This is a genomic window from Pantoea sp. EA-12, assembly GCF_030053355.1.
GTDB classification, from domain to species: domain Bacteria; phylum Pseudomonadota; class Gammaproteobacteria; order Enterobacterales; family Enterobacteriaceae; genus Pantoea; species Pantoea vagans_C.
On sequence record NZ_JASGBY010000014.1, the window covers coordinates 116,369 to 134,700 of the forward strand.

The 18,332-nt window shown below is 54.3% G+C and carries 17 protein-coding genes; 13 read left to right on the forward strand and 4 right to left on the reverse strand.

From position 1 onward, the window contains the following. The first annotated feature begins 30 nt into the window (after positions 1 to 30). Both pldB and yigL read left to right on the forward strand, forming a co-directional pair. Positions 31 to 1,023 carry a lysophospholipase L2 gene (gene pldB / locus QMZ30_RS19605; RefSeq protein ID WP_283228658.1) on the forward strand — a complete coding sequence of 331 codons (993 nt, stop codon included), beginning with the start codon at positions 31 to 33 and terminating at the stop codon, positions 1,021 to 1,023. Positions 1,024 to 1,055: 32 nt separating this feature from the next. Next, positions 1,056 to 1,856 (forward strand): sugar/pyridoxal phosphate phosphatase YigL, encoded by an 801-nt coding sequence (gene yigL / locus QMZ30_RS19610; RefSeq protein ID WP_039329250.1) that lies wholly within the window; start codon positions 1,056 to 1,058, stop codon positions 1,854 to 1,856. A 29-nt stretch (positions 1,857 to 1,885) separates the two neighbouring features. Here yigL and glpT read toward each other — a convergent pair whose 3' ends face one another. After that, positions 1,886 to 3,226, reverse strand: coding sequence for a glycerol-3-phosphate transporter (gene glpT, locus QMZ30_RS19615; RefSeq protein ID WP_039329252.1), 1,341 nt, complete (start codon positions 3,224 to 3,226; stop codon positions 1,886 to 1,888). A gap of 344 nt (positions 3,227 to 3,570) precedes the next feature. Here glpT and QMZ30_RS19620 point away from each other — a divergent pair, with 344 nt between their 5' ends. After that, complete coding sequence (locus QMZ30_RS19620) at positions 3,571 to 4,431, forward strand: carboxylate/amino acid/amine transporter (RefSeq protein WP_039329253.1); 861 nt, start codon at positions 3,571 to 3,573, stop codon at positions 4,429 to 4,431. Between the two features lie 200 nt (positions 4,432 to 4,631). On the opposite strand, the gene QMZ30_RS19625 is transcribed toward QMZ30_RS19620, so the two are convergent. Further along, positions 4,632 to 5,114 carry a YehS family protein gene (locus QMZ30_RS19625; RefSeq protein ID WP_058970358.1) on the reverse strand — a complete coding sequence of 161 codons (483 nt, stop codon included), beginning with the start codon at positions 5,112 to 5,114 and terminating at the stop codon, positions 4,632 to 4,634. Positions 5,115 to 5,206: 92 nt separating this feature from the next. Beyond that, positions 5,207 to 6,139 (reverse strand): HTH-type transcriptional regulator MetR, encoded by a 933-nt coding sequence (gene metR / locus QMZ30_RS19630; RefSeq protein WP_039329256.1) that lies wholly within the window; start codon positions 6,137 to 6,139, stop codon positions 5,207 to 5,209. Positions 6,140 to 6,344: 205 nt separating this feature from the next. Here metR and metE point away from each other — a divergent pair, with 205 nt between their 5' ends. Further along, complete coding sequence (gene metE / locus QMZ30_RS19635; protein WP_283228659.1) at positions 6,345 to 8,615, forward strand: 5-methyltetrahydropteroyltriglutamate--homocysteine S-methyltransferase; 2,271 nt, start codon at positions 6,345 to 6,347, stop codon at positions 8,613 to 8,615. Positions 8,616 to 8,653: 38 nt separating this feature from the next. On the opposite strand, the gene QMZ30_RS19640 is transcribed toward metE, so the two are convergent. After that, positions 8,654 to 9,490, reverse strand: a complete 837-nt coding sequence (locus QMZ30_RS19640) for a dienelactone hydrolase family protein (RefSeq protein ID WP_283228660.1) — start codon at positions 9,488 to 9,490, stop codon at positions 8,654 to 8,656. Between the two features lie 286 nt (positions 9,491 to 9,776). Here QMZ30_RS19640 and udp point away from each other — a divergent pair, with 286 nt between their 5' ends. The 9 genes from udp (at position 9,777) to tatC (ending at position 18,285) form a co-directional block, all read left to right on the forward strand. Further along, positions 9,777 to 10,538: a uridine phosphorylase gene (udp, locus tag QMZ30_RS19645; RefSeq protein ID WP_038643781.1), complete on the forward strand. Its 762-nt coding sequence runs from the start codon at positions 9,777 to 9,779 to the stop codon at positions 10,536 to 10,538. A gap of 98 nt (positions 10,539 to 10,636) precedes the next feature. Next, entirely contained in the window at positions 10,637 to 11,917 is a 1,281-nt protein-coding gene (locus tag QMZ30_RS19650; RefSeq protein WP_283228661.1) for a tetratricopeptide repeat protein, read from the forward strand. 116 nt (positions 11,918 to 12,033) lie between these two features. Next, positions 12,034 to 13,545, forward strand: a complete 1,512-nt coding sequence (rmuC, locus tag QMZ30_RS19655) for a DNA recombination protein RmuC (protein WP_283228662.1) — start codon at positions 12,034 to 12,036, stop codon at positions 13,543 to 13,545. A 75-nt stretch (positions 13,546 to 13,620) separates the two neighbouring features. Next, positions 13,621 to 14,379 (forward strand): bifunctional demethylmenaquinone methyltransferase/2-methoxy-6-polyprenyl-1,4-benzoquinol methylase UbiE, encoded by a 759-nt coding sequence (ubiE, locus tag QMZ30_RS19660; protein ID WP_039329266.1) that lies wholly within the window; start codon positions 13,621 to 13,623, stop codon positions 14,377 to 14,379. 6 nt (positions 14,380 to 14,385) lie between these two features. Then, positions 14,386 to 14,991 carry a ubiquinone biosynthesis protein UbiJ gene (gene ubiJ, locus QMZ30_RS19665; RefSeq protein WP_283228663.1) on the forward strand — a complete coding sequence of 202 codons (606 nt, stop codon included), beginning with the start codon at positions 14,386 to 14,388 and terminating at the stop codon, positions 14,989 to 14,991. Continuing rightward, positions 14,988 to 16,625, forward strand: coding sequence for a ubiquinone biosynthesis regulatory protein kinase UbiB (gene ubiB / locus QMZ30_RS19670; protein ID WP_039329269.1), 1,638 nt, complete (start codon positions 14,988 to 14,990; stop codon positions 16,623 to 16,625). Before ubiJ ends, ubiB begins: the two co-directional genes overlap by 4 nt. Before the next feature lie 110 nt (positions 16,626 to 16,735). Continuing rightward, a complete protein-coding gene (gene tatA / locus QMZ30_RS19675) occupies positions 16,736 to 16,981 on the forward strand; it encodes a Sec-independent protein translocase subunit TatA (RefSeq protein WP_038643775.1) in 246 nt (81 codons plus the stop codon). 9 nt (positions 16,982 to 16,990) lie between these two features. Continuing rightward, positions 16,991 to 17,521, forward strand: a complete 531-nt coding sequence (tatB, locus tag QMZ30_RS19680) for a Sec-independent protein translocase protein TatB (protein WP_282995844.1) — start codon at positions 16,991 to 16,993, stop codon at positions 17,519 to 17,521. Positions 17,522 to 17,523: 2 nt separating this feature from the next. Continuing rightward, entirely contained in the window at positions 17,524 to 18,285 is a 762-nt protein-coding gene (gene tatC, locus QMZ30_RS19685; RefSeq protein ID WP_039329272.1) for a Sec-independent protein translocase subunit TatC, read from the forward strand. Positions 18,286 to 18,332: the final 47 nt, after the last annotated feature.

The window sequence follows — 18,332 nt, forward strand, 5'->3', positions numbered from 1 at the left end:
GCGCGATGAGGCTTTTTTTCTGGGGGACGGATGCAGCAACATAAACAGAGTTGGCTCGGGCGTGAGCGTGGCTTTTCTGCGTTTGCCACTGGCCCGCTGCTGGACTTCTGGCGTCGTCGTGAAGAGTGCGAGTTCACCGGCGTCGGCAATCTGACTATTCGCTATGTTCGTTTCACCTCACCGCAACATCGCCGTGTCATCTTGATTGTGCCGGGCCGCATCGAAAGCTATATCAAGTATCCGGAATTGGCTTACGATCTGTTCCACTGTGGTTATGACGTGGTCATCATTGATCATCGCGGCCAAGGCCGTTCCGACCGCTTGCTGGCCGATTCCCACCGCGGTCATGTGGTGGAGTTCAGCCACTATGTTGACGATCTGGAAACGCTCTTTGAGAAAGAGATCGCTAACAGCAACTATCAACAGCGATATGTGTTGGCGCACTCGATGGGCGGCGCGATCTTAGCGCTGTTTCTGGCGCGCCAGCCTCAGGCATTCCACGCTGCGGTATTTTCAGCACCGATGTTTGGCATTGTGCTGCCGCTGCCCGATTGGATGGCGCATCCGATTCTGGACTGGGCCGAGAAACTGCCCGCGCTGCGCGAACGTTATGCGCTGGGAACGGGCCGCTGGCGTGCCAGTCCGTTTGGCATCAATCGCCTGACGCACAGCCGGGAACGTTATCGTCGCAACCTGCGTTTTTATGCCGATGATCCTGCACTGCGCGTGGGTGGCCCCACTTACCATTGGGTCCGTGAAGGTGTGCAGGCGGGGCGCAGCATCATTAGCCAGGTGGCGAAAATCACCACTCCCACCTTGGTGCTGCAGGCCAGTGAAGACGATGTGGTGGATAACCGCTCGCAAGGGGCTTTTTGCTCGGCGATGGCCGAGGCAGGCCATCCCTGCGAAGGCACCGTGCCGTATGTGATCCAAGGCGCGCGTCATGAGATTTTGTTTGAAACAGACGCCATGCGCGCTGAAGCGCTCAACCTGGTGGTCGATTTCTTCGAGCGCCACGTTTAATTTATTATCCGATATCAATACCAGAGGTTTACATGTACCACATCGTCGCATCCGACCTGGATGGCACGCTGCTTTCGCCGGAACATCGCCTGACGCCTTTCTCTCGTACCACATTGCAGGAGCTGGTGGCACGTGATGTGCATTTTGTCTTCGCCACTGGACGTCATTACATCGACGTGGGCCAGATGCGCGATAGCCTCGGCATCCCTGCCTATATGATCACCTCGAATGGTGCGCGCGTGCACAATGCTGACGGCGAGTTGGTGTTCAGCCACAACCTTGATGGCGACATCGCCAGCGAGCTGTACGGCTTGCAGTATCATGATGAGCATATCCTCACGCACGTCTATCGTGACGACGAATGGTTTATGAGCCGCCATCGCCCAGACGAGCAGGATTATTTCCGTGAGTCCGTATTTAACTATCAGGTTTACCAACCGGGTATGTTGCCGACAGATGGGATCAGTAAAGTCTTCTTCACCTGTGATGAACCCGAACGCCTGGCTCCGCTGGAACTGGCGATCGAAGCGCGTTGGGGCGATCGCGTCAACGTCAGTTTCTCACTGCCAACCTGCCTGGAAGTGATGGCCGGTGGCGTATCGAAAGGTCACGCGCTGGAAGCCGTCGCCAAACAGCTCGGGTACTCGCTGAAAGAGTGCATCGCTTTTGGTGACGGTATGAATGATGTCGAAATGCTGAGTATGGCGGGTAAGGGCTGCATCATGCGTAATGCGCATCAGCGCCTGAAAGATACCTTGCCAGCATTGGAAGTGATTGGCAGTAATGCTGAGGATGCGGTGCCGCACACGTTGCGTAAGCTGTTCCTGGCTTAAGAAGTGGGCCGGTTAACCGGCCCATTTAATTATGCGATTTGTTTCTTGTGCTTATGCTCATTGATCATGGTGAGCAGCAGTAGCAGTACCGCCAGCACAGACCCCGCGATCATCACCATAAAGCCGCCATCCCAGCCGAAGTAATCCACGGTGTAACCGACAATCGCACTGGCCGCAACGGAACCGCCGAGGTAACCGAACAGGCCGGTAAAGCCCGCCGCCGTGCCAGCGGCTTTCTTCGGTGCCAGCTCCAGCGCATGCAATCCAATCAGCATCACCGGGCCATAGATCAGGAAACCGATAACGATCATGCACAGCATATCGATGCCTGGGTTGCCCGGTGGGTTAAGCCAGTAAACTACGGTGGCGATGGTGACCAGCGTCATAAAGAACACGCCGGTCGCGCCACGATTGCCGCGGAAGACCTTGTCTGACATCCAGCCGCACAGCAAGGTGCCGGGAATGCCCGCATATTCATAGAAGAAATACGCCCAGGAGGATTTATCCAGCGTGAAGTGTTTCACTTCTTTCAGGTAAGTGGGTGACCAGTCGAGAATGCCGTAACGCAGCAGATAGACGAAGACGTTAGCCAGCGCGATATACCACAGCAACTTATTCGGCAGGATGTACTGCATGAAAATCTGCTTTGCCGACAGCTCCTGCTCATGATTCTCGTTGTAATCTGGCGGGTAATCATTCTTATAGGCTTCAATCGGCGGCAGACCACAAGACTGCGGTGTGTCGCGCATCAGGGCGAAGGCAATGATGGCGATGATGATCGCCCCGAACGCGGGCATGTAGAGTGCCGCTTTCCAGTCGTTAAACCATGCCATCCCCAGCAAGAACAGCAGCGGTGGAATGCCGCCACCCACGTTATGCGCGCAGTTCCACACGGAGACAATCCCGCCGCGCTCCTTCTGCGACCACCAGTGCACCATCGTTCGTCCACATGGCGGCCAGCCCATGCCCTGGAACCAACCACACAGGAACAGCAGCACAAACATCACCATGATGCTTGAGGTGGCCCAAGGCACAAATCCCATGATTAACATCACGGCCGCAGCGAGAATTAACCCTGCGGGTAAAAACACACGCGGGTTAGAGCGGTCAGAAACGGAGCCCATGATGAACTTGGAGAAGCCGTAAGCGATGGAGATCCCGGACAGCGCAAAGCCTAGATCGCCGCGCGAGAAGCCCTGTTCGACCAGATAAGGCATCGCCAGCGCGAAGTTTTTACGCACCAGATAGTAGGCCGCGTATCCAAAGAAAATACCGATAAAGATTTGCCAGCGCAGCCGACGGTAGAGCGGATCAACACGATCATCAGCGACTTGCGGCTGATGCGGTGCCGGTTTGAAGATACTCAACATGAGTGTGGCCCTCCAGGGCGCGATATTGTTATGTGTTCCCAGCAGGTTGGGTCAAGCGCCGTGTGGCGTTAAAACAGCACCAAAAGGTTCCATTTCGCGCACAGGATAGTGATGGTTTCGTCACGTTACTGTGATGTGTGACACATTTGTTACAGTTTGATGACATTAAAGAGCGAAATAAACCAGAAAATGTTGGTATTCGCGCATGATGTCTGGCGAGACAGGCCGCTCATTCTTGTCACACATTGTTTGTCTGTATTTTGGTCTGTTGTAAACCAAATAATTCAAACCCATGACGACAGTTTGTTTACACTAGCGCCACTGTTCATTTTGGGATCAATACCGTGCTGTTACTGATCGTTACCACCATTTTGTGGGCTTTTTCCTTTAGTTTGATCGGGGAATACCTCGCCGGCCAGGTTGATTCCTGGTTCTCGGTGCTGATGCGCCTGGCACTTGCGGCCATCGTTTTCCTGCCTTTCCTGCGTTGGAAAGGCTATCGCGCCTCCACCATCCTGCTGTATATGCTGGTAGGGATGCTGCAGCTGGGCGTCATGTATCTGCTGAGTTTTGAGGCTTACACCTATCTCAGCGTGTCAGAGTTCCTGCTGTTCACGGTGATGACGCCGCTGTATGTGACGTTGATTTACGACTTGCTCAGCAAGCGTCCACTGCGAATTGGCTATGCATTCAGTGCGCTGCTGGCAGTCGGTGGGGCAGCCATCATCCGTTACGACAAAGTCAGCGACCATTTCTGGTTCGGCCTGCTGCTGGTTCAAGCCGCCAACATCTGCTTTGCCATTGGCATGGTCGGCTACAAGCGCCTGCAGGAAACCCGTCCGATGCCGCAGCACACCGCATTCTCATGGTTCTATCTTGGCGCTGTGATCATCGCCATCATTGCCTGGAGCCTGTGGGGTAACCCGAACAAACTGCCCACCACCTCACTGCAGTGGGGCATTCTGGTGTGGCTGGGTGTGGCGGCATCGGGACTGGGATACTTCATGTGGAACTACGGCGCGACCCAAGTGGATGCGGGTACGCTGGGTATTATGAACAACATGCACGTACCGGCGGGCTTGCTGGTCAATCTGGCCATCTGGCAGGAAAAACCGCACTGGCCAAGCTTTATTGCCGGAGCCATTGTGATTTTTGCTTCACTCTACGTTCATAAGCGTTGGGTTTTAGGAAAAAGCAGCGCTTAAGCCAGAGGGATTATCTGACTCGCTTTTAAAGCAGCGCACAAAGCTTAAGGGAAGGGATAGCGTGGCAGAGGAGCAAAGCGTCCGAGCCATGGATGGCGAGGCCGATCCACATGGATGTGGGCTTCCTTTGCGATCTGCCACGCTATCCCTGACCGAGCACAAATCTAAAGCGATCCGATCATGCTCCGATCTCCAAGCGACTACGCCTTTTTCGCTGGCGCCGCAGGACGATGAATCATCGTCAGTCCCTTCAAAAAGTTACGCAGAATCTGGTCACCGCACTCGCGGTAATTCTTATGATCCGGATTGCGGAAAATCGCGCCCACTTCTGCCTGAGACACCTTGAAGTTCGCTTTCAGCAACACTTCCGTGATATCCGTGGTCTTCAAAGCAAAGGCAATACGCAACTTCTTGATAAAAATATTATTATTCATGCGGCGCTCCACCGACGGTGCAGGCGCATCTTCACTCTTGCCACGGCGATAGAAAATCAACCCGTTAAGGAAATAGCCCATCAGCACGTCAGGCAATTTACGAAACGCAGCATCATCATCCTTCTTCATCCACGCCTGCACATCTTCCAATGGCACTTCGCTGCCCGCTAAGGCAAAAATCTCCACCACTTTGCTATCGCTCAAATCAAGCATATAGCGCACGCTGCGCAGAACATCGTTACTCGTCATGGTGAAACTCTCTTGGTCGCGGATTGAGGCGGCGCATTATAGAGCAGGCAGGGCAGGGATAACAGTACGGGCGACACACGCCGCCCGCGGGATCATAAAGAAACGGATTGAAGTGAACCCGGACGCGCGGCATCACGGACAAAGGGCAAATGGTCACAGGCGTGCTGACGGGCAAATCGCACAAACGCCTCTAACACCGGCTGACGCTGCTCGCCATCGCGAACCGCAGCATATAAGCGGCTCCACAAACCGTCACCCAGCGTCTTGGTCACCACCAGGCCCTGCTTCTCAAAACTCTCCACCACCCAATGTGGTAACGCGGCAATGCCCATCTGCGCCGACACCATCTGAATCAACAACAGCGTATTGTCCACATTCTTCAAGGCGGGCGTCACGCCAGCGGGTTGCAGAAAATGACGCCAGATATCCAGACGTTGACGCTGAACGGGATAAATCATCAACACTTCATCAGCCAAATCTTCCGGCGAAATATGTTCACGCTGCGCGAGCGGATGATCCGGTGCCAACACCAAACGCACCTCGAAATCAAACATCGGCGTATAGAACAACCCGCTGCGCGGCAAAATATCGGAGGTCAGCACCACATCCAGCTCCCCTTGCTGCAATGCTGGCTGGGGATCAAAGGTCACGCCAGATTTAAAATCCATCACCACTTGCGGCCAGCTCTTACGGAAATTACTCAAGGCGGGTGTCAGCCACTGAATACAACTGTGGCACTCAATGGCAATGCGCAGCGTGGTTTGATGCGGCTCGTGGCAATCCTGCAACGCCTGCTGAATCTGCGGCAAAATCTGCTCGGCCAACTGCAGCAAAATCTCCCCTTGCGGCGTAAACCGCAACGGCTGGCTCTTGCGCACAAACAGGCGAAAGCCCAGCCGTTGTTCCAGGTCGCTGAACTGATGAGATAACGCCGATTGTGTCTGATGAAGCTGGGCGGCGGCGGCGGCTAAAGAGCCGGTATTCCGTAACGCCTGCAGCGTTCTCAGGTGTTTGAGTTCGATCATGAGAGTCCTTCACATCGAGATTGAACAGATTGCGCTTGAGGAACATACAGTACCCGCAGAAGATAGCGGTGTAAACATCTGGACGGCTAAACATCTCAAGCAAGCGATACGGCCACTCTCTTTTTGTCCAGTATAAGCCTTCAGCGGACCGCCATCATGCTTGCTGGATGAAGATAAAGGGTTCGCATCGTTTGGAGTACACCCAATGAGCATTCTGAACCACACACTCGGTTTCCCTCGCGTTGGTCTGCGTCGTGAACTCAAAAAAGCACTGGAAAGTTACTGGGCAGGCCTCAGCTCGCAACAAGAGCTACTGGCCGTAGGGCGCGAACTGCGGGCCCGACACTGGCAACAGCAAAAAGAGGCGGGCGTAGATTTATTGCCGGTCGGCGATTTCGCCTGGTACGATCACGTACTGAGCACCAGCCTGCTGCTCGGCAATGTGCCAGCACGCCACCAAAACCAAGACGGTTCTATCGATATCGACACCCTGTTCCGCATGGGTCGTGGTCGTGCGCCCAGCGGTGAGCCCGCGGCGGCGGCTGAAATGACCAAATGGTTCAACACCAACTATCACTATATGGTGCCTGAATTCACCCAAGGCCAGCAGTTCACGCTCAGCTGGACCCAACTGCTGGACGAAGTGGACGAAGCGCTGGCGCTGGGCCACAAGATTAAGCCTGTATTGTTGGGGCCGGTCACCTATCTGTGGCTGGGCAAAGTCAAAGGTGAATCGTTTGATCGCCTGACACTGCTAAAAGAGATCCTGCCGGTTTACCAGCAAGTCCTGGCAGAGCTGAAAAAACGCCGTATCGAATGGGTGCAAATCGACGAACCTGCACTGGCGCTGGAACTGCCATCAGCGTGGCGTGATGCCTTCAAACCGGCCTACGCAGCGCTGCAAGGCAACGTCAAACTGCTGCTCACCACCTATTTCGACAGCATTGGTCAGAACCTCGATGTCATCAAAACCCTGCCCGTACAGGGCCTGCATGTTGACCTTGTGCAGGGCAAAGATGACATCCACCACATCCACCAACAGTTGCCCGCTGAATGGCTACTCTCCGTCGGCGTGATTAACGGTCGTAACGTCTGGCGTGCTGATCTGAGTCGCTGGTTTGAATGTCTGAAGCCGCTGGTGGGACAGCGCCAGCAGCTGTGGGTGGGTTCATCATGCTCACTGCTGCATAGCCCGATCGATTTGAGTATGGAAACCCGGTTAGATGAGGAAGTCAAAAGCTGGTTTGCCTTTGCCCTGCAAAAGTGTGCTGAGCTGTCACTGCTGAGCAACGCGCTGAATAATGGAGATGTCGCTTCACTGGAGGCGTGGAGTGCACCGATTCGTGCCCGAGCGCACTCAACGCGTGTTCACAATGCCGCGGTCAAGGCGCGTCTGGCAAACATTCAGGCTAAAGACGTGGAACGTCCGGGCCACTATCGTGAACGTGCCCAGGCACAGCGTCAGCGCTTCAACCTGCCAGCCTGGCCAACCACCACTATCGGCTCATTCCCGCAGACCACTGAAATCCGTGGCCTGCGTCTCGACTTCAAAAAAGGCAACATCGACAGCGGAAACTACCGCACGGGTATCGCCCAACACATCAAACAGGCAATTGCCGAACAAGAGCGGCTGGGGCTTGACGTGCTGGTACACGGTGAAGCGGAACGTAACGACATGGTGGAATACTTTGGCGAAAACCTTGATGGCTTCGTGTTCACGCAAAACGGCTGGGTACAAAGCTATGGATCGCGTTGCGTGAAACCACCGGTCATTATTGGCGACATCAGCCGTCCGCAAGCCATCACCGTTGAGTGGGCGCAGTATGCGCAGTCACTGACCGACAAACCGGTTAAAGGCATGCTCACCGGCCCCGTCACGATTCTGTGTTGGTCTTTCCCGCGCGAGGACGTGACGCGTGAAACCATCGCCAAACAAATTGCGTTGGCATTGCGTGATGAAGTGGAAGATCTGGAAAAAGCGGGTATCGGCATCATCCAGATTGATGAACCGGCGCTGCGTGAAGGCCTGCCACTGCACCAGTCTGAATGGGCGGCCTATCTGAAATGGGCGGTTGATGCCTTCCGCCTCAACGCCGCGGTGGCGCAAAACGCGACCCAGATCCACACCCATATGTGTTACTGCGAGTTCAATGACATCATGGATGCGATTGCCGCACTGGATGCCGACGTCATCACCATCGAAACCTCGCGTTCCGATATGGATCTGCTGGAGGCGTTTAAAGCGTTTGAATACCCCAACGAAATCGGCCCCGGCGTCTATGACATCCACTCTCCTAACGTGCCAAGTGTGGCCTGGATGGAAGACCTGCTACGCAAAGCGGCGCTGAGTATCCCTGAAGAGCGTTTGTGGGTGAACCCTGACTGTGGATTGAAAACCCGTGGCTGGACGGAGACGCGGCAGGCACTGGCGAACATGGTCAAAGCGGCGCAAAACCTACGGGGTGAAACGGTTTAACAGGGGGCATTTGGGGGCGCGAGTGCGCCCCTGACTGATCAGGCGTTGGGTGCTACGCCATACTGCTTAAACCACGCTAACATGCGCGCCCAACCATCGGCGGCAGAATCGGCGTGATAACTTGGTCGATAATCCGCGTTGAAAGCGTGGCCCGCTTCTGGATAAACCACGATCTCTGCTTTGGCATTGGCTGCGCGCAGCGCCTGACGCATCTTATCAATGCTCTCCAGCGGGATACTTTCATCCTGACCGCCATACAAACCCAGTACCGGTGCGGTGAGATCCACTGCGACATCAATCGGATGCTTCTGCTGCTTCAGGGTTTTTTCACCTTCCAGGCGTCCATACCAGGCGGCGGCGGCACGTACCTGCGGGTTGTGCGCGGCAAACAGCCAACTGATTCTTCCACCCCAGCAGAAACCGGTAATCGCCATGCGACGTATATCACCGTCATGACGTGACGCCCAGTTCGCCACATGATCAAGATCCGACAGCACCTGCGAATCAGGCACTTTGCTCACCAACTCTTTAAATAAAGTAGGGATATCGCTGTAGTCACTTGGATCGCCCTCACGGAAGTAAAGTTCAGGCGCCACGGCCAGATAACCTTCCAGTGCCAGTCGGCGGCACAGATCGCGAATATGTTCGTGTACACCGAAAATCTCCTGCACCACCAGGACGACCGGTAGCGTCCCCTCATACACTTTCGGGCGCGCGTAATAAGCCGGAAGATTTTCGCCCTGGCTCGGCACCGATGTCTCACCGCTGTGAATAGCTTCACTGGAGGTGGTAATCGTACTGTTTGCGATGGGCTGAACCGCAGGGGCGAAACCACCGGCGGCAGATTTTTGTGCCATATTGTCTTCGGTTTTCATTGTTCTCTCCGTGCTAGCAAATGCGCAATCACGTAACTATAGCCTGCTTCAGGAGCCAGGCTGATGTAGGGTTGATGTGTTCTTCTTCTCTATTAACACTGCCAACCGAACGAACACAGCACCGCTTGTAGCAATTCAGAATTGCCAACTGCTAATGTGTGATGAATATCACATTATTATTTTATGATAATGTAACTTTCATAATTTATAGTGAAATTAGTCACATATTTATGCCACTCGCTGACGTAGAGTGGCGCGCATATCCTCTCTCTATCAGGAGTCTGTTATGGCCCAGTCTGACGTTTTTCACCTTGGTATCACTAAAGCCGATCTGAAAGGAGCCACATTGGCTATCGTTCCCGGCGATCCAGAGCGCGTGAAAAAAATCGCAGCGCTGATGGATAACCCACAGCACCTCGCCTCGCACCGTGAATTCACCACTTACCTGGCGGAAGTGGATGGCAAGCCTGTGGTGGTGTGCTCAACCGGCATTGGCGGTCCGTCCACCTCTATCGCGGTGGAAGAGTTAGCGCAGTTGGGGGTGCGCACTTTCTTGCGTGTCGGGACCACCGGTGCGATCCAGCCGAATATCAACGTCGGTGATGTGTTGGTTACCACTGCTTCAGTGCGTCTTGACGGAGCCAGCTTGCACTTCGCGCCAATGGAATTCCCGGCGGTGGCAGATTTCACCTGTACCACCGCGCTGGTGGCTGCAGCAGAAGCTTGTGGCGCTAAAACGCACATCGGTATTACCGCTTCTTCTGACACCTTCTATCCGGGCCAGGAACGCTACGATACCTTCTCAGGACGTGTGGTGAATCGCTTCCAGGGCTCAATGCAAGAGTGGCAGCAAATGGGCGTGCTCAACTATGAGATGGAATCCGCTACACTGTTAACCATGTGCGCCAGTCAGGGGCTGAGAGCGGGCATGGTGGCGGGTGTCATCGTTAACCGTACGCAAAAAGAGATCCCGGATGCGGCGACCATGAAACAGACCGAAAGTGATGCGGTGAAGATTGTAGTTGAAGCAGCGCGTCGCTTAATCTAGTGCGCAAGGCAAAGGATGATTCGAGACCGGACTTATAGGGATCTCAGCAATTGCCTGATTAAATTGCGCACAATTTCAGCTGATTCTGAGAACAAACTATGCGCAAAACGGTTTCTGCTCCTCGTCCTACTTTGGTAAACCCTCCTGCTGCGGCGCAATCGCGTATTGAAGGCGTTGCAGCGCGTTTTCGTCAGGCCATGGCGGCCTCTGATTTCCCCGTTGCATGCCGGTGCTGTGAAGAAGTGCTGCGCGTCATGCCCCACAACATGCAGGTGCTGAGCGACTATGCACTGACGCTGATGCGGATCGGGGATTACAAAAAATCCTACAAGATCTATCAAAAAATCTACCAGGCGCCGGCCGCGCAGCGTGCGCAGGCTTCTGAAACCTGGCTCGATGGCTTAACCGAAGTGTGTGGCTGGCTGGGAAAACCAGATGAAGTAGCCCGCTATGGCCGGGAATCGCTGGAAAAATCAGATGCGATTTTCCGCCAGGGCAACAAGGTGGCTTTTCCTGCGGAGACACCACCGCCGTTCAATTCTGCCAATCCTAACGAGAACATCATCTCTTTCAGCCTGTATGGTGGCCAGCCGCGCTATTGCGAAACGCTGATCAAAAATATCGACGTCGCCCGCGAGCTGTATCCCAGCTGGATTTGCCGGGTTTATCTCGACGATAGCGTGCCGCAGCATGTCTGGCAGCGTCTGAAGCAGCCCAATACCCAGTTGGTGGATATGTCGCACGAGAAAACCATTTTCCCAACGCTGTGGCGCTTCCTGGTAATAGATGACCCCAGCGTCAAACGCTATATCGTGCGTGACGCGGACTCACTGCTCTCTGAACGTGAAGTGGCGGCAGTGGATGCCTGGCTTGCCTCGCCTTACTGGTTCCATCATATGCGCGACTATTTCACCCACACGGAACTGCTGCTGGCGGGGATGTGGGGCGGCTGTCACGGCGTGTTCCACAACGTTGAACAGCAGATGCGGGATTTTATTGCGCAGTACAGCGGCAGTGAACGTTTCACCGATCAGTACTTCCTCAAAGTCGCGCTGTGGCCGACGGTACGAGAAAGTGTGTTGAATCATGATGATCTGTTCCAGTTTCATCATGCACTGGCTTGGCCCACGCATCCGCCGATTCGCTGGCAGACCGACCGCTTCCATGTTGGCAGTAATGCCGGATTTTCCAGCATGGCGGGTAAAGTCGAAAACATGATCGACGGCTGGCAGCAGGTTGAACTGACCTGTGATGGGCAAAGCTGGCGCTATCCCGCTAAAGTCAAAGACAGCGAATGGATGCTGCCAATGCCATTTTTCCTGATTGATGCATGGAAAGCGGGGGAATTGACGGTAAAAGCACTGCCAGTCAGTGACTGAAGCCAGTCAATCAAGCCAACGCGCCTGCGACTCGAAACCGAAGGCGTAAATCGGTCTGGACATTTATACAGTGGCATTTTACCTTTTCCCCCAGCGAATCGATCCGCGGGGGAATTATGGATCAGCAACTTATCATTAGCGGCGCGCTGGCGCTGGCCGGATTGGGCATTGGCTGGATACTGGCCCAATTGCGCGCCGGTCAACAGCACGCCAGCTTCACCACCGAGCGGCGCCTGCTGGAAGAGGCGCAGCAGCGTCAGCAGCAACAGCATGAGCATCTGCAGCAGCAAATCCAGCAGCGCGAACAAGAGTTGCGCCAACTGCACGGTGCGCTCAGCGGGGCACAGGAAAGACTGCAACAGCTTGATTACTGGCGCGGCGAAAGCGAGCAGCTTAGCCGGGAGCTGCGTAATCAGCTGGAAGTGAACAGTGCGCAGGAAGCCGAGTTGCGCGAAGTCACCATACGTCTGGAAGAGACGCGTTATGGCGCGGAAGAGAAGCAGCGCTTGCTGACCAACAGCGAGCAGCGTCTCAGCGCTCAGTTTGAAAATCTCGCCAATCGCATTTTCGAAAACAGCGGGCGCCGCGTTGACGAGCAAAATCGCCAAAGCCTCAACAGCCTGATTGGCCCGCTGCGCGAACAGCTGGATGGTTTTCGGCGTCAGGTACACGACAGCTTTGGCCAGGAAGCGCGTGAACGTCATACGCTGGCGCATGAAATCCGTCAGTTGCAGCAGCTGAATGTGCAGATGGCACAGGAAGCGGTGAACCTGACCAAAGCATTAAAAGGCGATAACAAAATTCAGGGTAACTGGGGCGAAGTGGTATTGGCTCGGGTACTGGAAGCCTCAGGGCTGCGAGAAGGCCACGAATATGAGACGCAGGTCAGCGTGCAGCTGGAGCAGCAGGGCAGGATGCAACCCGATGTCATCGTGCGGCTGCCGCAGGGCAAGGATGTGGTGATTGATGCCAAGATGACGTTGATCGCCTATGAACGCTACTTTAACGCTGATGATGAAGCCACGCGCGAGCAGGCCATTCAGGAACACGTCAGCGCCATGCGTGGGCATATCCGCTTGCTGGGGCGAAAAGATTATCAACAATTACCCGGTTTACGCTCTCTGGATTATGTGTTGATGTTTATTCCGGTCGAACCGGCGTTCTTGTTAGCGATCGATCGCCAGCCAGAGCTGATCAGCGAAGCTCTGCAGCAAAACATCATGTTAGTCAGCCCAACGACCTTGCTGGTGGCGCTGCGCACCATCAATAACTTGTGGCGTTATGAGCATCAGAGCCGTAACGCCCAACGTATCGCCGACCGCGCGGCACGGCTGTACGACAAGATGCGACTGTTTGTTGATGATATGAGTGGCATTGGCCACAACCTCGACAAAGCCCAGCAAAGTTACCAGCAGGCGATGAAGAAGCTGGCGGAAGGGCGCGGTAACCTGATTGCGCAAAGTGAGGCTTTCCGAACGCTCGGCGTGGAGATCAAACGGCCGATTAATCCTCAGTTGGTCGAGCAAGCGCAGCCGGAAGAGGCGGACGAAGATTGGGCCGATGACAGTGAGCCTGATGAAAAGCCAGCAGATTCTTCACCCGCTTCGCTGCGCCGCATCAACGAATAGCACGGTGGTCACGTGCTCGCGTAGCGTGACTCTGATACACTTCGGCAAGAATTGTTTGTGGAACAGGTAAACCCGATGGCAGATGAATCACAGCAGGAAACTACTCATTTTGGCTTTAAGACCGTCGCGAAAAGCGAAAAGGCCGATAAAGTCGCGGACGTGTTTCATTCCGTAGCGGCAAAATATGACCTGATGAACGATCTGATGTCGTTTGGCATCCATCGTGTCTGGAAGCGTTTTACGATTGACAGCAGCGGCGTGCGCCGTGGCCAACGCGTGCTGGATCTGGCTGGTGGTACCGGTGATTTAACGGCAAAATTCTCCCGCCTGGTGGGTGAAACCGGTCAGGTGGTGTTAGCGGACATCAACAGCTCGATGTTGAAAATGGGCCGTGAGAAGCTGCGCAACATGGGCGTGTCAGGCAACGTCAGCTATGTGCAGGCTAATGCTGAAGCATTGCCGTTCCCGGATAACTATTTCGATTGCATCACCATCTCGTTCGGCCTGCGTAACGTCACCGAAAAAGAGAAGGCGCTGGCATCAATGTTCCGCGTGCTGAAGCCGGGTGGTCGTCTGCTGGTGCTGGAGTTTTCTAAACCGGTGCTGGAACCGCTGAGCAAAGCCTACGATACCTATTCATTTCACATTTTGCCGCGCATCGGCCAACTGGTGGCGCAGGATGCGGAAAGCTATCGCTACCTGGCAGAATCCATTCGTATGCATCCCGATCAGGAAACCCTGAAAGCGATGATGAACGATGCCGGCTTTGAAAATACCACCTATTTCAACATGACCGGCGGTATTGTGGCGCTGCATCGCGGCTTTAAGTTCTGATTAATCATGACTTTTACCCCGCTTATTACTGGCGGTCTTGAGACCGCCCTCAATCGTGTTCTCTATCGCGATCGTAGTCTGAAAGCTGCGCGCCAGCGTCTGGCGGGCAAAGTGTTAACGCTGCGCCTGCAAGAGCTGGATTTCCCGCTGGTGCTGGTGTTCAGCGAATCACAGCTGGATGTGCTGAGTGACTGGCAAGACAGCAGCGATTGCAGCGTCAGTCTGCGCTTGAGCACGTTGCCTAAACTGCGCGATCGTCAGCAACTCACCAGCCTGATCCGCAGCGGTGAGCTGGACGTAGAAGGCGATTTGCAGGTGGTGCAGCAGTTTTCTGCATTGATGGATCTCGCTGAACTCGACCCAGCAGAGTATCTCGCACCCTGGATCGGCGATATTGCAGCGCAGGGCGTGAGCCAGGCAGCACAGCATGCGTTGATATTCGTGCAGAAGCAGGTTACGCGTCGCCAGGACTATCTTGGTCAGGTATTGACTGAAGAGTGGCGTGTCGCGCCGGGTGCATTAGAACTTGCCTGGTTCTGCGAGGAGGTCGAAGCGATGGAACGTTCGCTTAATGCGTTTGAAACGCGTTTAGCACAGCTGGAGGCGAAATGACGCTGGGAGAAATTCGGCGCTTATACTTCATTATCAAGATCTTCCTGACCTACGGTCTTGATGAACTGATCCCCCACATGCGCATCACGTTGCCGCTGCGAATCTGGCGACGCTGTATTTTCTGGATCCCTAACAAACACAAAAATGATTCAACGGGCGTGCGTATTCGCCTGGCGATGGAGCAGCTCGGCCCGGTGTGGATCAAGTTCGGTCAAATGCTCTCAACGCGCCGGGATCTCTTCCCACCGGCGATTGCCGATGAGCTGGCGGTATTGCAGGACCGAGTGGCCCCCTTTGATGGCCTGAAAGCGAAAGAGCAGATTGAGCGCTCGATTGGTGGCCCGGTAGAGACCTGGTTTGATGATTTTGACATTAAGCCGCTGGCTTCCGCTTCAATTGCTCAGGTGCACACCGCCACGTTGAAATCCAACGGTCGCGAAGTGGTGATCAAAGTGATCCGCCCTGACATCCTGCCGGTGATCAAAGCGGACATGAAGCTGATTTATCGCATGGCGCGTTGGGTGCCACGTCTGTTGCCGGATGGTCGTCGTCTGCGCCCGGTTGAAGTGGTGCGCGATTACGAAAAAACGCTGCTTGATGAACTCAATCTGCTGCGCGAAGCAGCGAATGCGATTCAACTGCGTCGAAACTTTGAACAGAGCCACATGCTGTATGTGCCGGAGGTCTTCTCCGATTACTGCAGCGAATCCATGATGGTGATGGAGCGTATTTACGGCATTCCGATTTCCGATGTGGCGGCGCTGGAGCAGCATGGCGTCAATATGAAGATCCTGGCAGAACGCGGTGTGCAGGTGTTCTTCACCCAGGTTTTCCGCGACAGCTTCTTCCATGCCGACATGCATCCGGGCAACATCTTTGTCAGTTATGACCACCCTGAAGATCCGCAATATATCGGCATTGATTGCGGCATCGTCGGTTCGCTGAATAAAGAAGATAAGCGTTATCTGGCGGAAAACTTTATCGCCTTCTTCAACCGTGACTACCGCAAAGTTGCCGAATTGCATGTGGATTCAGGCTGGGTACCGCCGGATACCAATGTCGAAGATTTCGAATTCGCTATCCGAACAGTGTGCGAACCGATTTTCGAGAAGCCACTGGCAGAGATCTCATTTGGACACGTGCTGTTGAACCTGTTCAACACGGCGCGTCGCTTCAATATGGAAGTACAGCCCCAGCTGGTGCTGTTGCAAAAAACCTTGCTGTATATCGAAGGCATTGGTCGTCAGCTTTATCCGCAGCTAGATTTGTGGAAAACCGCTAAGCCGTTTCTGGAAGACTGGATCAAAGATCAGATCGGCATTCCGGCCATTTTGCGCGCAGTCAAAGACAAGGCGCCTTTCTGGGCCGAGAAGCTGCCAGAGCTGCCTGAATTGTTCTACGACAGCATGCGTCAGCATAAATTATTGCAGCACAGTGTCGATAAGCTGGTGAGCGACATGAACGCACAGCGCACGCGTCATCACAAGGCACGTTATCTGTTTGGGGTAGGGGCTACACTGTTATTAAGTGGCACCGCAGTGCTGTTAAGTCGACCCGACTGGGATTTCTTCCCCGCGCTTTTAATGGCCGCTGGCATCGTGACCTGGCTTATCGGCTGGCGTAAGACAAACTGATTGTCTGCCTGGTGCAAATCGCGTAATGTCGCAAGCTAAAGCCCGAATTCATACGGGCTTTCTGTGCGTTACATTCAATAGTTTTTCACAGAATATTAGAGGCATATCTCATGGGCGGTATCAGTATTTGGCAATTGTTAATCATTGCCGTCATTGTTGTACTTCTGTTCGGTACCAATAAACTTCGCAACCTGGGTTCGGATTTAGGTTCTTCCATTCGTGGCTTCAAAAAAGCCATGGGCGATGAAGACGATAAAAAGGATCAACCGAAAGAGCAGGACGCTGACTTCAACGCCAAAACTCTGGCAGACAAACAGCAAACCTCGGCGAGCAAAGACGACGCCCGAGACAAGTAAGGGTTAACTGTGTTCGATATTGGTTTTAGTGAACTGGTATTGGTGTTCGTTATTGGGCTGATCGTACTGGGCCCACAACGATTACCGGTTGCGGTGAAAACCGTCGTGGGCTGGATTCGAGCGATTCGTTCCCTGGCTGCTAACGTGCAAAACGAACTGGCGCAGGAGCTGAAACTGCAGGAATTGCAGGACAGCCTGAAAAAAGTCGAAGAAGCAGGCCGCGGCTCGTTGTCGCCGGAGCTGAAAGAGTCCATGGAAGAACTGCGTAAAACCGCGGACTCGATGAAACGCTCTGTGCAGCAAAGTATCGATATCGAGAAAGCGGAAGATGAAGCTAACACCATTCATCAATCGCAGCCTGTTGCCGCGCAACCTGCTGCCTCTCCTCAGCCTGGGGTGACCCCGGCATCGGCAGAGCAGCAGGCCAGCGCACCGGCGCAGGCACCTCAACCTGTGACGACGGCGCCAGCGGAGACAGCGGCACCCGCCAGTGCTCCGCACAATACGACGCCGACACCTACCGTAAAAGATGAACGATAAACATGGCCGTTGAAGATACCCAACCGCTCATCAGCCACCTGATTGAGCTGCGTAAGCGTTTGTTGAACTGCATTATTGCGGTGTTTGCTATCTTTTTGTGCCTGGTCTATTTCGCTAACGACATCTACCACTTGGTGGCGTCACCGCTGATCAGCCAAATGCCGGCCGGTGCCAGTATGATCGCCACCGATGTGGCATCACCGTTCTTTACTCCGATAAAGCTCACCATCATTGTTTCGGTCTTTCTTGCCGTGCCGGTGATCCTTTATCAGGTATGGGCATTTGTGGCGCCTGCGCTGTATCGCCATGAACGTAAGCTGGTCATGCCGTTGCTGTTCTCCAGTACGCTGCTGTTCTATGTGGGTGTGGCCTTCGCCTATTTCATTGTCTTCCCGCTGGCGTTTGGCTTCTTTGCCAAGACCGCACCGCAAGGTGTGACTATCGCGACCGATATCACCAACTACCTCGACTTTGTCATGACCATCTTCATGGCGTTTGGCGTGGCGTTTGAAGTCCCGATTGCGATTGTGCTGCTGTGCTGGACCGGTATTACCTCACCGGAAGATTTGAAAAAGAAACGTCCTTATATGCTGGTTGGCGCATTTGTGGTTGGGATGTTGCTCACACCGCCGGATGTTTTCTCGCAAACTTTGCTCGCTATTCCGATGTACTGCCTGTTTGAAGTCGGCGTATTCTTCTCCCGCTACTATGTGGGAAAAGGTCGCAAAGCGTCAGAGGACGAGGAACAGAACACTGAATCCTGATGTCTTTTGAGCAGGGCTTCCCGTCAGCGAGCGGGTGAATCAATCGA

Coding starts and splice junctions, on each gene's coding strand:
- rmuC (WP_283228662.1), top strand. CDS start 12,034: ATGGATCAGCAACTTATCATTAGCGGCGCGCTGGCGCTGGCCGGATTG.
- QMZ30_RS19640 (WP_283228660.1), bottom strand. CDS start 9,490: ATGAAAACCGAAGACAATATGGCACAAAAATCTGCCGCCGGTGGTTTC.
- udp (WP_038643781.1), top strand. CDS start 9,777: ATGGCCCAGTCTGACGTTTTTCACCTTGGTATCACTAAAGCCGATCTG.
- ubiB (WP_039329269.1), top strand. CDS start 14,988: ATGACGCTGGGAGAAATTCGGCGCTTATACTTCATTATCAAGATCTTC.
- pldB (WP_283228658.1), top strand. CDS start 31: ATGCAGCAACATAAACAGAGTTGGCTCGGGCGTGAGCGTGGCTTTTCT.
- QMZ30_RS19625 (WP_058970358.1), bottom strand. CDS start 5,114: ATGACGAGTAACGATGTTCTGCGCAGCGTGCGCTATATGCTTGATTTG.
- tatC (WP_039329272.1), top strand. CDS start 17,524: ATGGCCGTTGAAGATACCCAACCGCTCATCAGCCACCTGATTGAGCTG.
- glpT (WP_039329252.1), bottom strand. CDS start 3,226: ATGTTGAGTATCTTCAAACCGGCACCGCATCAGCCGCAAGTCGCTGAT.
- ubiJ (WP_283228663.1), top strand. CDS start 14,386: ATGACTTTTACCCCGCTTATTACTGGCGGTCTTGAGACCGCCCTCAAT.
- metR (WP_039329256.1), bottom strand. CDS start 6,139: ATGATCGAACTCAAACACCTGAGAACGCTGCAGGCGTTACGGAATACC.
- tatA (WP_038643775.1), top strand. CDS start 16,736: ATGGGCGGTATCAGTATTTGGCAATTGTTAATCATTGCCGTCATTGTT.
- yigL (WP_039329250.1), top strand. CDS start 1,056: ATGTACCACATCGTCGCATCCGACCTGGATGGCACGCTGCTTTCGCCG.
- QMZ30_RS19650 (WP_283228661.1), top strand. CDS start 10,637: ATGCGCAAAACGGTTTCTGCTCCTCGTCCTACTTTGGTAAACCCTCCT.
- ubiE (WP_039329266.1), top strand. CDS start 13,621: ATGGCAGATGAATCACAGCAGGAAACTACTCATTTTGGCTTTAAGACC.
- metE (WP_283228659.1), top strand. CDS start 6,345: ATGAGCATTCTGAACCACACACTCGGTTTCCCTCGCGTTGGTCTGCGT.